The 18,681-nt window shown below is 38.6% G+C and carries 16 protein-coding genes; 6 read left to right on the top strand and 10 right to left on the bottom strand.

Annotated features, from left to right (window positions below; genetic code table 11):
- Positions 1 to 342: 342 nt before the first annotated feature.
- The 6 genes from ruvB to aspS form a co-directional block, all read right to left on the bottom strand.
- Complete coding sequence (gene ruvB / locus HMPREF3129_RS02090; RefSeq protein ID WP_004242732.1) at positions 343 to 1,353, bottom strand: Holliday junction branch migration DNA helicase RuvB; 1,011 nt, start codon at positions 1,351 to 1,353, stop codon at positions 343 to 345.
- A gap of 12 nt (positions 1,354 to 1,365) precedes the next feature.
- Positions 1,366 to 1,989: a Holliday junction branch migration protein RuvA gene (gene ruvA / locus HMPREF3129_RS02085; protein WP_004242731.1), complete on the bottom strand. Its 624-nt coding sequence runs from the start codon at positions 1,987 to 1,989 to the stop codon at positions 1,366 to 1,368.
- Positions 1,990 to 2,091: 102 nt separating this feature from the next.
- Positions 2,092 to 2,613 carry a crossover junction endodeoxyribonuclease RuvC gene (ruvC, locus tag HMPREF3129_RS02080; protein WP_004242730.1) on the bottom strand — a complete coding sequence of 174 codons (522 nt, stop codon included), beginning with the start codon at positions 2,611 to 2,613 and terminating at the stop codon, positions 2,092 to 2,094.
- A gap of 124 nt (positions 2,614 to 2,737) precedes the next feature.
- Positions 2,738 to 3,493, bottom strand: a complete 756-nt coding sequence (locus HMPREF3129_RS02075; RefSeq protein WP_004242729.1) for a YebC/PmpR family DNA-binding transcriptional regulator — start codon at positions 3,491 to 3,493, stop codon at positions 2,738 to 2,740.
- A 28-nt stretch (positions 3,494 to 3,521) separates the two neighbouring features.
- A complete protein-coding gene (gene nudB / locus HMPREF3129_RS02070) occupies positions 3,522 to 3,956 on the bottom strand; it encodes a dihydroneopterin triphosphate diphosphatase (protein WP_004247981.1) in 435 nt (144 codons plus the stop codon).
- A gap of 3 nt (positions 3,957 to 3,959) precedes the next feature.
- Positions 3,960 to 5,744, bottom strand: coding sequence for an aspartate--tRNA ligase (gene aspS, locus HMPREF3129_RS02065; RefSeq protein ID WP_004251370.1), 1,785 nt, complete (start codon positions 5,742 to 5,744; stop codon positions 3,960 to 3,962).
- A gap of 267 nt (positions 5,745 to 6,011) precedes the next feature.
- On the opposite strand from aspS, the gene HMPREF3129_RS02060 reads away from it, so the two are divergent.
- From HMPREF3129_RS02060 to HMPREF3129_RS02040, 5 genes are all read left to right on the top strand, one after another.
- Positions 6,012 to 6,410, top strand: a complete 399-nt coding sequence (locus tag HMPREF3129_RS02060; protein WP_004242719.1) for an MAPEG family protein — start codon at positions 6,012 to 6,014, stop codon at positions 6,408 to 6,410.
- 184 nt (positions 6,411 to 6,594) lie between these two features.
- Positions 6,595 to 7,344 (top strand): carboxy-S-adenosyl-L-methionine synthase CmoA, encoded by a 750-nt coding sequence (gene cmoA, locus HMPREF3129_RS02055; RefSeq protein ID WP_004242718.1) that lies wholly within the window; start codon positions 6,595 to 6,597, stop codon positions 7,342 to 7,344.
- A gap of 2 nt (positions 7,345 to 7,346) precedes the next feature.
- On the top strand, positions 7,347 to 8,321 hold the full coding sequence (cmoB, locus tag HMPREF3129_RS02050; protein WP_004242717.1) for a tRNA 5-methoxyuridine(34)/uridine 5-oxyacetic acid(34) synthase CmoB: 975 nt from the start codon (positions 7,347 to 7,349) through the stop codon (positions 8,319 to 8,321).
- Between the two features lie 336 nt (positions 8,322 to 8,657).
- Positions 8,658 to 10,220, top strand: coding sequence for an ATP-binding cassette domain-containing protein (locus tag HMPREF3129_RS02045; protein ID WP_036918257.1), 1,563 nt, complete (start codon positions 8,658 to 8,660; stop codon positions 10,218 to 10,220).
- 353 nt (positions 10,221 to 10,573) lie between these two features.
- Positions 10,574 to 12,163, top strand: coding sequence for a phosphodiester glycosidase family protein (locus HMPREF3129_RS02040; protein ID WP_004247978.1), 1,590 nt, complete (start codon positions 10,574 to 10,576; stop codon positions 12,161 to 12,163).
- A gap of 55 nt (positions 12,164 to 12,218) precedes the next feature.
- Here HMPREF3129_RS02040 and cutC read toward each other — a convergent pair whose 3' ends face one another.
- Together cutC and HMPREF3129_RS02030 are read right to left on the bottom strand one after the other, a co-directional pair.
- Positions 12,219 to 12,971, bottom strand: a complete 753-nt coding sequence (gene cutC / locus HMPREF3129_RS02035) for a copper homeostasis protein CutC (RefSeq protein WP_004242710.1) — start codon at positions 12,969 to 12,971, stop codon at positions 12,219 to 12,221.
- A gap of 166 nt (positions 12,972 to 13,137) precedes the next feature.
- Positions 13,138 to 13,692 (bottom strand): VOC family protein, encoded by a 555-nt coding sequence (locus HMPREF3129_RS02030; protein ID WP_004247977.1) that lies wholly within the window; start codon positions 13,690 to 13,692, stop codon positions 13,138 to 13,140.
- Between the two features lie 172 nt (positions 13,693 to 13,864).
- Between HMPREF3129_RS02030 and argS the strand changes: the two genes are divergently transcribed.
- On the top strand, positions 13,865 to 15,595 hold the full coding sequence (argS, locus tag HMPREF3129_RS02025; RefSeq protein ID WP_012367856.1) for an arginine--tRNA ligase: 1,731 nt from the start codon (positions 13,865 to 13,867) through the stop codon (positions 15,593 to 15,595).
- 148 nt (positions 15,596 to 15,743) lie between these two features.
- Here argS and HMPREF3129_RS02020 read toward each other — a convergent pair whose 3' ends face one another.
- The gene (locus HMPREF3129_RS02020) at positions 15,744 to 16,016 is read right to left on the bottom strand and encodes a hypothetical protein (protein WP_036918251.1); all 273 of its coding nucleotides are present in this window, start codon (positions 16,014 to 16,016) and stop codon (positions 15,744 to 15,746) included.
- A gap of 1,039 nt (positions 16,017 to 17,055) precedes the next feature.
- Entirely contained in the window at positions 17,056 to 18,591 is a 1,536-nt protein-coding gene (gene murJ, locus HMPREF3129_RS02015) for a murein biosynthesis integral membrane protein MurJ (RefSeq protein ID WP_004242702.1), read from the bottom strand.
- Between the last annotated feature and the right edge of the window lie 90 nt (positions 18,592 to 18,681).

The raw sequence follows: 18,681 nt of genomic DNA, 5'->3' as shown, positions 1-18,681 counted from the left end.
GCTAATTAAGCCACTATTTTTATTTAACACACTCAATATGCGTATATTTCGGTCTTATTTTTACGTACCAATACTCATTTTATGGGCGTTAATAATAAATAAATTCAATGAACGAGTAGGAAAAATAACGATTGATAGATAGCGAAGTTTTAATTTAATCGTCTGAGTTTCTATTGTTATTATGTTAACGATAGTTATAAATTAAAAAATTATTTTTATATAATAAGGTGTAAATATAGAGATGAGATATATTGAGAATGAGAATAGAGGAAGGCAAAATAATTGAATGATTGGGCGAAATTAAACACCATCGCCCAATGATATCCAAAGCACTTTATCAGATCACGGTGCTTCCATAATGCGATTAAAGTGACGATAAGCATGATTTGTGGCTACCCGACCACGGGGGGTGCGTTGAATAAAACCTTGCTGAATTAAATAAGGCTCTAATACATCTTCGATAGTTTCACGCTCTTCACCAATAGCTGCCGCAAGATTATCAAGCCCTACGGGGCCACCCATAAATTTATCAATAATGGCAAAGAGTAGTTTTCGGTCAAGATAGTCAAAACCGGCAGCATCAACATTAAGCATATCGAGTGCTTTAGACGCGATATCTTCATCAATTTCGCCATTACCTTTGACTTGAGCAAAGTCTCTTACTCGGCGTAATAAGCGGTTAGTAATACGCGGTGTACCTCGTGAACGCATAGCAATTTGTCGCGCCCCTTCTGCGGTTATTTCTAACCCCATAAAGCTGGCACTACGTGCAACAATATGCTGTAAGTCATCGACATTATAGAATTCAAGGCGTTGTACAATACCAAAACGATCACGTAATGGAGAGGTTAACGAACCAGCTCGGGTCGTCGCCCCAACTAAAGTAAATGGCGGTAAGTCGATTTTAATGGAGCGTGCTGCCGGCCCTTCACCAATCATAATATCAAGTTGATAATCTTCCATTGCCGGATAGAGTATTTCTTCAACAACGGGAGAAAGTCGATGAATTTCATCAATAAACAGTACATCATGAGGCTCAAGATTGGTTAGCATAGCGGCAAGATCGCCGGCTTTCTCTAATACAGGCCCTGAGGTTGTACGTAAATTAACACCCATCTCATTGGCAATAATATTAGCCAGCGTGGTTTTACCAAGCCCCGGCGGACCAAAGATAAGTAAGTGATCTAAGGCATCATGACGTAGTTTAGCCGCCTGAATAAAGATTTCCATCTGTTCACGAACTTGTGGTTGTCCCACATATTCAGCAAGCAGCTTAGGACGAATAGCCCTATCGATAATTTCTTCTTCAGGTTGTTGTATATCTGCTGAAATCAGGCGATCTGCTTCAATCACAATCAATTACTCCTAAATCGCTGCGCGTAATGCTTCTTTGATAAGTGTTTCACTATCAGCACCCGCCGTTGCTACCCGACTAATCATCTTGGCAGCTTCTTGTGGTTTATAACCTAAGGCAATTAAGGCAGCGGAAGCTTCTGCTTCAATATCTGCAGCAGATGGCGCTTTCGATGATGCACTGGCTGGTAGCTCAATATCGCCGTTTTGTTCAAATAGATCGCCATTAAGCCCTTTGAAGCGATCTTTCATTTCAACCACTAATCGTTCTGCGGTTTTTTTACCGACTCCCGGTAATTTAACTAATGAGGAGATGGATTCATTTTCAATTGCGGTGACAAATTGGCGTGCAGACATTCCTGATAAAATAGCCAGTGCTAGCTTAGGCCCTACACCATTGACTTTTATCAATTCACGAAACAGTGCCCGTTCTTGTTTTTGATTAAAACCATATAGTAATTGCGCATCTTCACGAACAATAAATTGTGTGTAGATAATCGCCTCTTGACCAATATCAGGTAACTCATAAAAACAGGTCATAGGCATATTTATTTCATAACCCACCCCATTACCCGCTTCGATCAGCACCACTGGTGGCTGTTTTTCAAGAATAACGCCTCTAATACGTCCTATCACCCTAACGCCTCCGCAAAAATATTGACGCCAAATTTATAACATAAAAAAAGCTGGACGTATATCCAGCCTGCGAAAAACTCATCTGTTTTACCAACAGATAGCCTATCTTAACCTTCCTCGCGTTAAAACAAGACGCGGATCACCTACACGCAATAAGTTTTGATTAAAGTGGCAGTGTGTAATCGCAATCGCTAGCGCATCGGCAGCATCTGCCTGTGGCGCTGCAGATAGTTTTAAGATTGAGCGTACCATATGTTGTACTTGGCTTTTATCGGCTCCCCCTGTTCCTACCACACTCTGTTTTACTTGACGTGCCGCATATTCAAATACGGGAAGATCATTATTGACTGCCGCTAAAATCGCCACACCTCTTGCTTGGCCTAATTTTAATGCCGAGTCTGCATTTTTTGCCATAAAGACTTGTTCAACAGAAAATACATCGGGTGAAAATTGAGTGATGATTTCACTGACTCCCGCATAAATGCGTTTCAGTCGGCTTGGTAGATCAGGAACCTGTGTACGAATACATCCGCTTCCTAAATAGATAAGTTGTCGCCCTTGTTGGCGAATTACGCCATATCCCGTGACACGAGAGCCAGGGTCAATACCTAAAATAATAGCCATAACAATTCCTATGGCGGATAAGGTCGATGGCGAGAGAAAAGAGCAAATACGCTTGCTCTGCTCTTCTCTTCGCACTATTCAACGCAGTGTAAAACACCACTATTGGCCGTTATCGTGATACCAATTACAGAATATCTTCCAGTTGTTTTGCAACTTCATCAGAGATATCACCGTTGTGATACACTTCTTGCACATCGTCGCTATCTTCTAGCATATCGATAAGGCGCATTAATTTTGGTGCGGTATCAATATCAAGCTCTGCTTTTGTTGATGGGATCATGGAAACTTCCGCTGATTCAGCGACAAAACCCGCAGCATCCATGGCATCTTTTACTTCACCGAAAGCTTCAGGGGTTGTGTAAACGTCAATAGCACCATCATCATAAGTTTCAACGTCTTCTGCACCCGCTTCTAGTGCGGCTTCCATGACGGCATCTTCATCAACACCCGGTGCATAAGAGATAACACCTTTTTTGGTAAAGAGATAAGATACCGAACCGTCCGTTCCTAAGTTACCACCTGTTTTGGTGAAGGCATGGCGAACATCGGAAACAGTACGGTTACGATTATCACTTAAACATTCAACCATAACAGCAGTACCACCAGGGCCGTAGCCTTCATAAATGATGGTTTCCATATTATCGTTTTCATCATTTCCCGCACCGCGAGCAATTGCGCGGTTTAGTGTGTCACGAGTCATGTTGTTAGATAATGCTTTATCAACTGCCGCACGTAGACGTGGGTTAGTTGCAGGATCACCACCACCTAAACGTGCTGCTGTAACTAATTCACGAATAATTTTAGTGAAAATCTTACCGCGTTTCGCATCTTGCGCTGCTTTACGGTGTTTAGTATTGGCCCATTTACTATGACCTGCCATGAAAATATCTCCAAACGTGGTCTAATAATTAAATAACAAATTCTTCAATCGCTTGCTGATTGCTGGCTGACTTAGTTAATTTTGCCGCCAGTGGCGCATCTAACCATTGGTATTGCGTATGCTCAGTCAGTTCAATTTCCCGTTCAGAGGGAAGTGCTAACATAAACCAATGTTCCTGACAATGTGTCACATTAGGCGCATAACGATGGCGAAAGTGTGCGAATATCTCAAAAATAATTGAACGATGGCAATCCACCAGCTCAAGATTTTCTTTTATGATATCAATTCCTACTTCTTCCTGCACTTCTCGTAATGCGGCCTGATAAGGTGTTTCGCCCTCTTCAAGGCTCCCTGTCACAGATTGCCAGAAATCAGGATCATCTCGACGCTTCAGCATAAGCACCCGCTTAGTCTGTTTGGCATAGATAACAACTAAAACACATACTGGGTGCTTATATTTCATCATTTACTCGTTATCTGTGCTAACTTCTTTTTCTGTCACTTGAATAGCCAGCTCTTTTAACGCGTCTTCATTTGCAAAACTTGGTGCATTGGTCATTAAGCAAGCCGCTGCCGTGGTTTTCGGGAACGCAATAACATCACGGATATTATCTGTTCCTGTTAATAACATCACTAAGCGGTCTAAACCAAATGCTAACCCGGCATGCGGTGGTGTACCAAATTTCAGAGCATCTAATAAGAAACCGAATTTCTCACGTTGCTCATCCGGAGTAATACCTAAAATGCTAAATACCGCTTGTTGCATTTCATTACGATGGATACGCACTGAGCCACCACCAACTTCATAACCGTTAATGACCATATCATAGGCATTAGCTACAGCGCCTACAGGATGTGCGGTTAGCTCTGCCGGTGTGAGATCTTTTGGTGAAGTAAATGGATGGTGCATTGCACTTAGGCTGCCGGTATCTTCATCTTCTTCAAACATTGGGAAATCAATAACCCACAGTGGTTTCCATGCGTTAAGATCAGTTAATTCCAGATCACGACCGACTTTCAGGCGCAACGCTCCCATAGCATCACTCATGGTACCTTGACGACCCGCACCAAAGAAAATTAAGTCGCCATCTGTTGCATTTGTTGTCGCTAAGATGCTGTTAACCACATCATTAGTCAGGAATTTAGCAATAGGGCTTTGTACCCCTTCAATACCTTTTGCCTTTTCGTTGACTTTCATCCACGCTAGGCCTTTGGCACCATAAATACTGACAAATTGAGTATATTCGTCGATATTTTTACGAGTTAACGATGCACCACCCGGTACACGTAACGCGATAACACGACATTTTTCATCATTAGCCGCTTGTGCAAAGACGCTAAACTCAACATTTTTCACTAAATCAGCGATATCGATGAGTTCCATTGGGTTACGTAGGTCTGGTTTATCAGAGCCGTAACGACGCATAGCCTCTGCAAAGGTCATGACAGGGAATGCCCCTAAATCAACATTCAGGATATCTAGCCACAATGCGTGGATCATGCGCTCCATCACTTCACGCACTTGTTCTGCGGTCATGAAAGAGGTTTCAACATCGATTTGGGTAAATTCAGGTTGGCGATCAGCACGTAAATCTTCATCACGGAAACATTTTACGATTTGATAATAGCGATCAAAACCAGACATCATTAACAGCTGTTTGAAAAGCTGTGGTGATTGAGGTAATGCGTAGAATTTACCTTTATGAACACGACTTGGTACTAAATAGTCACGCGCACCTTCTGGCGTTGCTTTAGTTAGCATTGGCGTTTCTACATCAAGGAACCCTTCACCATCCATAAAGCGACGAACAAAACTTGTGATTTTCGCACGAGTTTTTAGGCGTTGTGACATTTCAGGGCGACGTAAATCTAAATAACGATAAGTTAAACGACGCTCTTCTGTATTCGTTTGGTTGCTATCTAAAGGTAGCGCTTCAGAACGGTTAAAAATAGACAGCGATTCTGCCGCTAGTTCAATTTCACCTGTTGCCATATTTTTATTAACTTGGCTATCAGGGCGAGCACGTACTGTTCCTGTGACTTGAATACAAAATTCATTACGCAGTTCTGAAGCCTGTGAAAATGCCTCTTTCTGCTCTGGGTCAAAAAAGACCTGAACGATACCTTCACGATCTCGCATATCAATAAAGATAAGTCCACCTAAGTCACGGCGGCGGTTAACCCAACCACAAAGAGTCACTTTTTGGCCCACATGGGCGCTATTCAACTGCCCACAATAATTAGTACGCATACAATATCCTTTTACTCAGCTTGTTGTGCTTTCTGCTGCGGAAATTTTGGCAATAGTCTTTTTCGAGTAGTGTCAAAAAAAAGGCAGACATTATAACGAAAATTCTTCCCGACGATAAGAGTATAGACCTAGATTATATGATACATCTTTTCAAGGATTTGCTAATCCCCAAATAATTAATTAATAATAATTATTTATAGCGACATAAATCGCTTTGAGGTTTATCATTAAATTCGCCGTTTTTTTAGTTTTGGCAATGGAGAAAAGATGGTTAGCTCGCTTTATATCGTATTGGGCGCACTATTATTGATTAAATTGTCCCTAAATGTTGTAAAACTTAGAACACAATATCGAGTTGCATACGGTGATGGTGGTTTTTATGAGTTACAAACCGCTATTCGCGTCCATGGTAATGCAGTGGAATACATCCCTATTTCTATGATTTTATTACTTATCATGGAAATGAATGGCGCCTTTGTTTGGATGGTACATATTTGTGGCTCCATTTTAATAGCCGGTCGTCTTCTTCACTCTTACGGGTTGAAACACCGCGAGATACGCTGGCGTCGCTCTGGTATGGCCGCAACCTATTTATCAATGGTCTTAATGATCCTTGCTAATATTTACTTCCTTCCTTGGATACAAATTTTTTCCTTCTACTATTAATACCACAAGGAAAATATGATCATCCATGATCACAATAGACATCCTTGCTGTTGAGTCTAATAACGGCAAGGTATCGAAAAGGTTTACCTGTTTTTCTAATTTATTTCTAAATAATGCAACTTTGTGAGCAACGTCGCTTCTGGTAGAATACCCGCTTCTTTTATTCTTTAAGTCTATTTTAGTTATGTCTAATTCAAAATCAGCACCACAAGACAACTTATTTGCGACACCTATTGCTAATCTTGGTGACTGGCGCTTTGATGAAAAAGTCGCTGAAGTGTTCCCTGATATGATCAAACGCTCAGTGCCCGGTTACTCCAATATTATTTCCATGATAGGCATGTTAGCGGGTCGTTTTGTCACCCCTCACAGCCAAGTTTATGACTTAGGATGTTCGTTAGGTGCTGCTACCCTTTCCATGCGTCGTAATATCGATGTAGCGGGATGTAAAATTATTGGTGTTGATAATTCACCTGCGATGGTTGAGCGTTGTCAACGTCATATTGATGCTTATAAAGCAGCAACACCCGTTGAAATTATTGAAGGCGATATCCTTGATATTGACATTAATAATGCCTCAATGGTTGTCCTTAATTTCACCTTACAATTTTTAGCCCCTGATAATCGCCAAAGATTATTAAATCGAATTTACCAAGGGTTAAATCCTGGTGGGGTTTTAGTGTTATCAGAAAAATTCAGTTTTCAAGATAAACAAATTGGTGAATTACTGTTTAATATGCACCACGACTTTAAACGTGCTAATGGCTACAGTGAATTAGAGATTAGTCAAAAACGTAGTATGTTAGAAAATGTGATGCTCACTGATCCTGTTGAAACACATAAATCACGCTTACATCAAGCAGGTTTTCCTCATGCTGAAGTTTGGTTCCAATGTTTTAATTTTGGCTCTCTGTTAGCCATTAAAGGCGAATAATCATGATAAATTTTAGCTCATTTTATCAACATATTGCGCAAGATGAACGGTTATTTCATTGGCTTGATACGCTGCCGGCACAATTATCAGAATGGCGCGCCCATGCTTTACATGGCCATTTTGCTTCATGGGAAAGAATGCTGGAAAACTTACCTGAGATTACGCCCACTGAACTTAATTTAAAGCAAGGTGTTATCGCCAATAAAACCCCAGCATTAAGTACCGGTGAACAACTTGGTTTAACGAATATTCTAAAAGCGTTAATGCCATGGCGCAAAGGCCCTTTTTCTCTTTATGGTGTCAATATTGATACTGAATGGCGTTCAGACTGGAAATGGGATCGCGTATTGCCCCATCTTTCGCCTCTTAAAGGCCGATTAGTTTTAGATGTTGGTTGTGGCAGTGGTTATCATATGTGGCGGATGCTTGGTGAAGGGGCTGATTTTGTTGTCGGTATCGATCCCACTCAGCTCTTTTTATGCCAATTTGAAGCAGTCAGAAAATTATTAGGTAACGATCAGCGTGCCCATTTAATCCCTGTCGGCATTGAACAAATGCCAGAACTAAATGCTTTTGATACGGTATTTTCAATGGGGGTTCTTTACCACCGTCGTTCACCACTTGATCATCTTTGGCAATTGAAAAATCAGCTCGTTTCTGGTGGTGAATTAGTATTAGAGAGTCTTGTGATTGATGGTGATGAATTCCAATGTTTAATTCCTGGTGAGCGTTATGCACAGATGCGTAATGTGTACTTTATACCGTCAGCCAAAATGCTCAAAGTATGGTTAGAAAAATGCGGTTTTAAAGATGTACGCATTGTTGATGAAAATGTCACATCACTCGAAGAGCAACGTAAAACGGATTGGATGGTGACTGATTCATTAGAAGCATTCTTAGATCCTCTCGATCACACCAAAACCGTTGAAGGCTATCCAGCTCCTAAACGGGCAATTTTAATTGCGACTAAACCTTAATTAACGACGAGTTATTTCTATAAAAAGGGTATTTATCAATAATACCCTTTTTATAACCTGTTGGTTTTATTTTCTGTTTATATAAAATCCCCGTGTCTATAAACAATAAATTTTATATGAGTATTGATTAAGGTTTTTTTGTCATTATAATTCTTCATGATTTTATCTTTTTTCTCTCCAAGAGGTACTTCCCTACAATGAACTAAATTCTGCCAGAAAATTCTCTCAATACCGTTTTGGTATCCATTTTCTGTTACTGGCAGACACTCGTTTATTGCTCTATAAACTCAATTAAGATCATTGCTGTCTGCCACCTATTTTTTAGGAGGCTTAATTATGACGATCGCCTGTCAATTTTCTCAGCTTAATATTGAATTCAATCAAGAAGCGCTTTTCCCACCGCTGACTCATTCACTGACTTGCCAAAGAAATGCTTTAATTGGTCAGAACGGTAAAGGAAAATCGGTGCTGTTAAAATTGTTAGCACAAAAACTATTGCCTTCATCAGGCCATATCATGTGGCGTATGCCTTTTATTCATGTCGACCAGCTTACTCGCCTAACAGGTAATACCATTGCTGATGCTTTAGGTATAGAGACTTTTTTTCAAGCATTTAAGCGGGTTGATAACGGCAGTGCTTCATTAGAAGATTTTGAGTTACTTGAAGATAAGTGGCATTTGCCCATGACTTGGCAAAATTTACTTCATTCAGCACAACTGCCGGTTTCACTTGATACACCTATTCCCCACTTAAGTGGTGGTGAGCAAACGCGTTTAGCATTATGTCAGGCTTTTTTACATGACGATCATTTTCTATTATTAGATGAACCAGATAACCATCTCGATCATCAAGGTCAGCAATGGCTCGTTGAACAATTAATGCATCATAAATCAGGTGTATTATTTATTAGCCATAATCGACATTTATTATCTTATGCTGAAAATATATTTGAACTGAGTGAAAAAGGCTTACAAGAATATGGCGGTAATTATTCGCTTTATGAAACACAAAAAAATGCGCAAATAGCCTCAATCGAAGCTGCAAATGAGCGTATCAATAGTCAAATAAAACAGGAAAAACGCCAACAACATGTAACATTACAAAAAGCATTACAGCGACGTAAACAAGGTGAAAAGATAAGAAACAGCGGCTCTCAATCACTGTTACTTCTTGATATGCAAACCAATCGAGCTGAGAAAAAACAGTCATCAATAGCTAAACGACATCAGCGCGTTATGGATGATATGCAGTCACAAAAACAACAGTTAGAACAAGAGTTAACTCATATTCATCAGCAAAAATTAATATTAAACTATCAAGGCGATGGCCATCGGTTAAATGTATTTGCCACAGAGCTTGTTTTACCTTTTGGCAAGCAAACTCCCTACTCCTTTTCCGCTTATGGTGGTGAACATTGGCATATACAAGGTAAAAATGGCAGCGGTAAGTCAACCTTATTAAAATGTTTAATGGGCAAGCTATCCCCGTTATCCGGCGAATATCGTCTCAACCCAAATTATTGCTATCTTGATCAACATTTAACTTTATTAGATAAATCATTACCCGTTGCTGAAGCGTTATATCAATACCAGCCATTAATGACCATTGAGCAGTGGCGCACAAAACTGGGTATGTTACGTATTCGAGGTAACAAGTCTTTATTTCCTTTAGAAACACTCAGTGGCGGTGAGCAATTAAAAGCAACACTATTAGCATTAATTTATAGTCCTCACCCCCCTGCCGTTTTATTATTAGATGAACCAGATAATTATTTAGATTTAGACTCTAAACAATTATTGGAAAATTTATTATCTCAATATCAAGGAACATTATTATTAATCTCTCACGATGAAGATTTTGTTAAACAATGTGGTATAACAAATACATTATTACTCTAATAGCAACATACCAAACTAATTAGCTCCCACGTTAAAACAGTATAGACGCTAGAAACAATAAAAAACTTTAGCGTCTTTATTGCTAATAATCTTTTTGTTTTAATCTTAACGATAAATATTATTAGCAGTTTCTATTGTTTTATTTTATTTTTTGGATATTTATTTTTAACAGTCTGTTAATTATAAAACTTAACTCAATAAACACTATTTCAATATTATTCTCCACTGTGAGGAATTTTATAATATAAAAAGCAGTAAAACATTTGCTAACTTTAATCTTTAACTTATTCATTATTAATGAAGATCTATTTTAATTTTTATCAAATTATTGTTAGCTAAATGGAGAAAACTTTATGTTAAAACATTATTTATTAGCCATTATTATAGGGTGCAGTATATTTCCTGCCTTCTCTGCCACTATGCCATCAAAGCAAGATAATAGTCCCGCACCAGCAGCAAAATGGAATTGCTGGGGAAGAAAAGAAGTGAATATGTCTAATCGAAATATCAATAATAAATCGGTCAGTTTAAAGTTAAGTACTGATATTTGTGATAGAAAAGATCTAAGACCATTATTTATCGATGTTTATCTACACAAGATATCCTTTAAAGGGGCGAAATACGATGGGATAACTATTGATATTATCGCCAATGCCACTCATAAATTAACAGGGAAAACACAAGAAATAAGATCAACAGAAAATATTAATAACATAGATGAACATGTGCAGAGATTGCAGTTTAGCGCAGTGCGTTCGGGAGATTATAACGTAGATATAAAACAGATATGGCTTATTTTTAGGGAGCATGGTAAAGCAGTAGGTTCATTTCAGATAACAGGGGATAATGCTCGTAATGGCGAGGCTTATATCGAATCTCATATCACCTATAATGCAATGCTTTCTCTCATTGAGAACGCAAAATCAGAAACGTTAACAACAGGAAAACCAAGTCATATCGTTTTTGGTGGTCATTATGAAATACCAATGAATGCAGGCTCAGGAACCTATACATTAGCCAATAACGGCAATCTACTGATTATTCCTAGGATCCATGAAAAAGAAAAATACCTTATTCCTCATCTATTAGGTGATACTCATCAAGGCGAGGCAGCCCGCTGCGAAGGTAATACAAATGCTAAAACACAGGATGGCACTTCACAGACAGCGGAGCTTTATACCCCAGAACAGGCATGGAACAAACTAGATAAACCGTTAGTGGCTTTAAATGCAAACTATTTTGATGTTCGTCCTCAACTCAATAACACCACTTGGCAGAGTAATCTTTGCTCAGTGCCATTAGGGATATATTACGATAATATCGCGCAAGGGCCCACTCATGGTACTCATAACGAGCCCAATCAGTTTTTTGCAGGGCCTAATTACTTTATCAATAACAATAATGAGCAAATCGCATTAGATGCACTGTTTTGGGTGTTAGATCAAACATCTAGGATAGATATCTACTATAGCAAAAAAGTATCTGATCCTGCGATTGAACTGTATGCCAATGAACTCTCTTTATCAGGATATCACTTTATTGCTATATCAGGCTCCGGTTTACCTGTTCGCGGATTAACACCACTCCCTACCCCTGATTCTGGCGATTCAGAGACAACCCGACTCGCAATGGGTGCTGATGATAACAATAGCCTTATTTATATTTTCCAAGGTGGTAGTTATAGAGAGGGAATAAGCCGCAATGATCTGCATCATTTATATTATGGCCTTAGCATTGCGCAATCTATGGAGTTAGATGGCGGTGGCTCAGCTGCGCTGGCTTTAAAGGCAGATGAATTCACAGTAAGAGGTGATACAAGGCCTGATTCATCTTGTAACGAAGCAGGTTTGTGGTGCTCTTTGATAACACAACCTGACGGAAAACATCGCCCCGTTCCATCTTGGATTGGTCTGGCTATTAATAATCTAGCTATTGGTCAATAAGTTTAATAAAGGGAGTGAAACACTATCACTCCCTTTCGATTTATAAAAGATTATATTAATTAACAGATGTTGTATAAATACTCATAATATCCTTCATTGCCCCCACCACATCTTCATCCACACAATAATGGGTAAATTCATCCACTTCGCTGTCTGAACTCATGGTGACCCCCGCTTTACGATAATTCATTGTCGAGGGTGCTTGTTTGCCCGCTGAGCTATGGATCTCTTGTAATCCCGAGTCTAAAAATTTCTGAATATTACTTAAACGAACTCCCGCCCCCGCCATGATAATCGGCCCTTGGGTTTTTTCATTCAGTGTTCTTAATAGAGGTAAGCCTAATTCAGCATTAGCTTGCTGACCTGAAGTTAAAATACGAGCAACACCTAATTGAGTCAGCTGATCTAACGCTAGCAATGGATTAATACACATATCAAAAGCGCGATGAAACGTAATGGCTAAAGGCCCTGCTAATTCCATCAAAATCGCCATTTTAGGTAAATCAATGTGACCTTCTTCATTTAATATACCAACCACAGCACCGGAAAAACCCATATCACGGATCATACTGATATCGTTTTTCATCGCAGCAAAATCGGCTTGGCTATAACAAAAATCACCACCACGCGGACGAATAATAGGATGAACGGGGATACGAACGAGATCTATGACTTGTTTTAATATTCCATAACTCGGTGTTACACCCCCTTCTGACGGGCTTGTACACAGCTCAATTCTATCAGCCCCCGAACGTTCTGCGATCAGTGCGCATTCTGCACCAAAGCAGCAAATCTCCAGTTTTGCCATACCACCCCTCTCTATCCTTAATACAGAAAGCAATTAGAAAATAACGATATTTCTCAGCAACTACTATCAGTAATTGTTAATAATAGTTGTCGAATATCGTTACTCATTCAATTCCAATATCAGAATTTTGTGCTGATACAAGCAATTTATTTTCTAAAAATGTTGTTCAACACTCACTTTCTACAATTTTCAGTAAGGAATATGGGTGATACTTTATGGTAACGATACCATCGGTTATGGCAACGGTTGGATTAGGTAAACGTTCTTTTTCAGCTTTAGGTTCACTTATTTTAATTCTAATCCCTTCAGGTAAAGGATGGGGTAATAATGTCATCACCTTTTCAACTAATTTTTCAGGAGCAACATTTATTACCTGTTCAATATGTTCCCAACCTTGATATTGGTATTTTTTATCTGTTGGATAAGGTAACTCAACAATAGATATTTGCTGGCCTAACAGTGTTAAAGGTGAGGCTAGCTTGAAGAGATAAATAGGTCGCCCATTAATCATATTATCTGAAATACACTCGCCACATTGACTTAAGCCATTACGCCACTGTTCTGCTAACGCCAAATCGTGACAACGTAACGATATATGATCGGTTTGATAAGCATCAAGGTCGAGGGATAGTTTATTCGCCAGTAGAGTTAAATTTTTTGCAAATAGAGGAAGCTCTTGCGTTAAGTTATTTAAGAAAGGAATTGCGGAAAAAAGCACCATGATAAGTAACCTAAGAGAAAAAACAGAGAAAAACCCTTAAAGATAAGGCGCAGATAGTAGCATGTTCTAGCTAGAATATGTTATAAATTCAAGGTTAAATTCATATTCTTTATAAAAACCTGTCTGGCTAATGTCGTCAGGTTTTATTTTCTCAATAATTTAAGGTAACCCGGTGAATATTCAGGCTTTTCTTTCAGAAAAAATCAGTATGGCGATGAGCGCTGCTGGCGCCCCTGCTGATAGCGAACCACTTGTCCGTCAGTCAGCTAAAGTGCAATTTGGTGACTATCAGGCGAATGGTGTCATGGGAGCGGCAAAAAAAATGGGTATTCCACCCCGACAACTCGCAGAAAAAATTCTGGAACACCTTGATATCACAGATATTGCAGATAAAGTTGAAATAGCAGGCCCTGGTTTTATCAATATCTTCTTATCACCCGTTTGGGTTGCACAACAAGCCGAATTCGCATTAGCGGATGAGCACCTTAATATTACCAAGGTAACCCCTGAAACGATTGTGATTGACTACTCATCACCTAACGTTGCAAAGCAAATGCATGTGGGTCACTTGCGTTCAACCATTATTGGTGATGCCAGCGCACGTACTCTCTCTTTTTTAGGTCATAATGTTATTCGCGCTAATCACCTTGGTGATTGGGGTACGCAATTCGGTATGCTGATTGCTTATTTAGAGAAAAAGCAAAATGAAAATGCCGCAGATATGGCATTAGCGGATCTCGAAGAGTTTTACCGTGAAGCTAAGAAATGTTATGACGAAGATGAAGTATTCGCTGAACGTGCCCGTAATTATGTCGTTAGACTACAAGGTGGTGATGAATACTGCCGTACTATGTGGCGCAAGCTTGTCGATATCACAATGCAACAAAATCAGCTAACTTATCAACGCCTTAATGTCACTTTAACCGAAGATGATATTATGGGTGAAAGTCTTTATAACCCAATGTTGCCGGGTATTGTTGCTGATCTTAAAGCAAAAGGTCTTGCTGTTGAAAGTGAAGGCGCTACTGTTGTTTTCCTTGATGAATATAAAAACAAGGAAGGCGAACCAATGGGAGTCATTATCCAGAAAAAAGATGGTGGTTACCTTTATACAACAACGGATATTGCCTGTGCTAAATATCGCCATGAACAATTACATGCAAACCGCGTATTATATTACATCGACTCACGTCAACATCAGCATTTAATGCAAGCTTGGACTATTGTCCGTAAAGCAGGCTATATTCCTGATAGTATGTCACTCGAACACCATATGTTTGGCATGATGTTAGGTAAAGATGGACGTCCATTTAAAACGCGCTCGGGTGGCACAGTACGTTTAACTGACTTACTCGATGAGGCTCATGAAAGAGCATTAACATTAATTCGCGAAAAAAATCCTGATATGGATGAAGAGGAATTAAATAATATTGCTCGTGTAGTGGGCATTGGTGCTGTTAAATACGCAGATTTATCAAAGAACAGAACCACCGATTATATTTTCGATTGGGATCTGATGTTAAGTTTTGAAGGTAATACTGCACCTTATATGCAATATGCCTATACTCGTGTTGCCTCTATCTTTAAACGTGCAGATATAGATGAAAGCGCATTAACCCAGCCTATCTCATTAACACAGCCTCATGAAAAACAACTGGCACTACGTTTAGTACAGTTTGACGAGACTATCACGCAGGTTGCACGTGAAGGTACACCTCATGTGATGTGTGCATACTTATATGATTTAGCGCAGTCCTTCTCAGGTTTTTACGAGAACTGCCCTATTCTATCGGCCGAAGATGACAATGTACGCCAAAGCCGTCTTAAGCTAGCACGTTTAACAGCAAGAACCTTAAAGCAAGGCTTAGAGACTTTAGGTATTGAAACTGTCGATAGAATGTAATTAAGCCATTATATTTATCTAAAAAAACCGATGGTGAAATCACCATCGGTTTTTCATTATAGAAACTTAATAGATAGAAACTTAATAGCGAGTTGATTAACCGTTACTATCTTAACTAACAATAAACCATGCCTTGATGCTAATATCACTAGTCTTCATTAGCCGTGATCACATCCTCACAGAGAAGACCAAAAACATCTTTAACATCAATCCAACCATCAACACTGTCTATTGGCTTATCTGGGCTGTATAAGCGCTGATCAACATCTTTTGCCGTAAAGCTGACTTGTTCATTAGTTTTATTAAATACGCCGACACAGTTAACGGGTGTCAGTTGAGAGGTTTTGATTTTTCCATCTGCAGTACAACCAGCAAGAAATAATGTGGCTAATGATACCGAAAGGATAATGGCCTTTTTCATAATCGCTCCTAAAACACACTTTATTTTTTAGTGTGATAAAATACTCGTTAAATGATTATTTAGTAGTTTTTATTCTACATATTCAACGGTTATAACGCTTGATAGCTTAGTTAATTATAATAAATTAGATAGAAAATAATTTGCGTTATAGAGCTATTAATAGAAAAAATAAAGAAAGGTATTCAAGAATAAGAAAAGAGAGGGAAAAACAGAAAACAAAGACGAGAGAAATGAAAAAACCACTATAAGGTTTTAGACCTAAAATGAGTAGTTATAACTACTTACCAATCACAGATCCAAAATAAATTTCATTATTAACACAATCTACTGTTCACTGCTTATCCCTAGCAATCGCATTATCTATCCGAAGCGCAGACAAAATAGATATGATTGCTTTCAGTAGTACTGAACGATAACAAGCAAATAACTTTACAGTCACTGTTAATCTACCTGAATGAAAAAATAATAATATGTCTCAAATCAAAGAATTCAAATGTTTTAAAATATAGCTCAACATTTTGAAATATTCGTAATATCTCATCATTTAGTAAGAAATATTTAACAGATGTGTCAATTTTTAAACCTAAACAACACAAGAGAGTTTATCTAAAAAAAGATAATTTGTCAAAGCGTAAGTTGCTAGAAAATAGCGTCTATTTTTTTACTTTATGTAAAATATTACTTAAAGTACACAATTTGTCTAAACCCATCACCTTTAAAATATGTTAAGTTTTTCTTATTAATTAACGGTTAAATATGGGCTAATATAGGCAAAAAATGGAGGATTTATTTATTTGACAGAAAAAAAATTAATAAAAAAATAAATGTTTATCTCTTGTTTTCCTTCACGACTATTCGCTAGAAAATTTAATCATGTATTTTATTGCGTAAATTACATGGTATAAATGTGATCTAGATAACAATATTTTTTGTCTAAAATAAGAGAAAAACACTAACTATAGGTGATGTTAAATAGTGGTAATAAATAGACAACGCCCCACTTTGTTACACTCAGTGGGGCGCCAGTTTGACAATAAAATTATAATGCTCGTAGAGAAAAATGTTTCGGTCTAAATCCAACAGCATATAAAGTGACAAAATAACTTGCGGCACCTGCCACAACAACAAGTAATAAACGTAAAATACGCATTAGCATATTCCCTTGTTGCCAATCAGGCATCACCCATAGCATACCGACTAATACAGCACTCATCACAGCTAACGCAATGGCAAGTTTTAATAAAAAGATAGGCCAACCCGCTAATGGCTGATAAATATCTTGTTTACGGATTTGCCAAAATAGCATTCCTGCATTAAAACAAGCGGCTAATCCAATCGAAAGAGCCAGTCCCACATGCTTTAAACTCCCAACAAAAGCAAGGTTCATTAATTGAGTCAAAATAAGCGTTGCAATGGCAATTTTAACTGGGGTTTTAATATCTTGGCGAGAATAAAAGCCCGGTGCCAATATTTTTATAATAATTAACCCCATTAACCCAATGCAATACGCCACTAATGCTTGTTGAGTCATTAGAGCATCATGCCCATTAAAATTACCATATTGAAATAACGAAATGGTTAAAGGGCCTGATAATAAAGCTAAACCCAAGGTACAAGGTAAAGCCAATAAAAAACAAAGCCTTAATCCCCAATCCATTAATTTCTGATATTCTTGTGTGTTGCCGCTGGCAAAACTTTTAGATAATGAAGGTAATAGAATTGTTCCTAATGCCACCCCTAACACACCAGTAGGAAGTTCCATTAGGCGATCGGCGTAATACATCCAAGAGACTGAGCCAGACACCAAGAATGAGGCAAAAATAGTATTGATGATCAGCGAAATTTGGCTGACAGAAACCCCTAAAATAGCGGGTCCCATCAATTTAATAACACGCCACACTCCGCTATTTTTAAACGAGATCCGCGGTAATACCAACATCCCTATTTTTTTCAGATGCGGAAGTTGATACCCCAACTGTAAAATTCCTCCTGCTAAAACAGCCCAAGCAAGCGCCATAATAGGTGGATCACAATAAGGAGCAACAACGAGAGCAAAAAAGATCATACTCACGTTTAACAACGTAGGTGCAAAAGCTGGAACAGAAAAGCGATTCCAAGTATTTAAAATAGACCCTGTTAATGATGCTAATGAAATTAATAAAATATAGGGAAAGGTGATTTTCAATAGATCCGTTGTGAGTTGGAATTTATCCGCTGAATCAGCAAAACCGGGTGCCGTAATATAAATAACCCACGGTGCGGCAACTATCCCTATTACTGTGACAATCGCTAAGATCAACGTCAGCATTCCCGATACATAAGCAATAAAGGTACGAGTTGCCTCTTCTCCCTGTTGACTTTTATACTCAGCTAAAATAGGAACAAATGCCTGTGAAAATGCGCCTTCGGCAAAAATGCGTCGCAATAGATTAGGTAGTTTAAAAGCAACAAAAAAAGCATCGGTTGCCATACCTGCGCCAAAAATACGCGCAATAATCGCATCACGAATAAAGCCCAGTACTCGTGAAAACATCGTCATCGAACTCACTGCAGCCAGTGATTTAAGTAAATTCATAGTTCATTCTAGTGTTTGTTGTGGTAAGGAATAAAAAGAAAGAGACTATACTCCGTCTCTCACACTGAAAAATCAATCATCAACTTGCTA

The organism is Proteus sp. HMSC14B05 (assembly GCF_001808035.1).
Taxonomy (GTDB): domain Bacteria; phylum Pseudomonadota; class Gammaproteobacteria; order Enterobacterales; family Enterobacteriaceae; genus Proteus; species Proteus mirabilis.
Note: the sequence above shows the minus strand (reverse complement) of the source record. Positions and strands in the feature narration are given on the sequence as shown.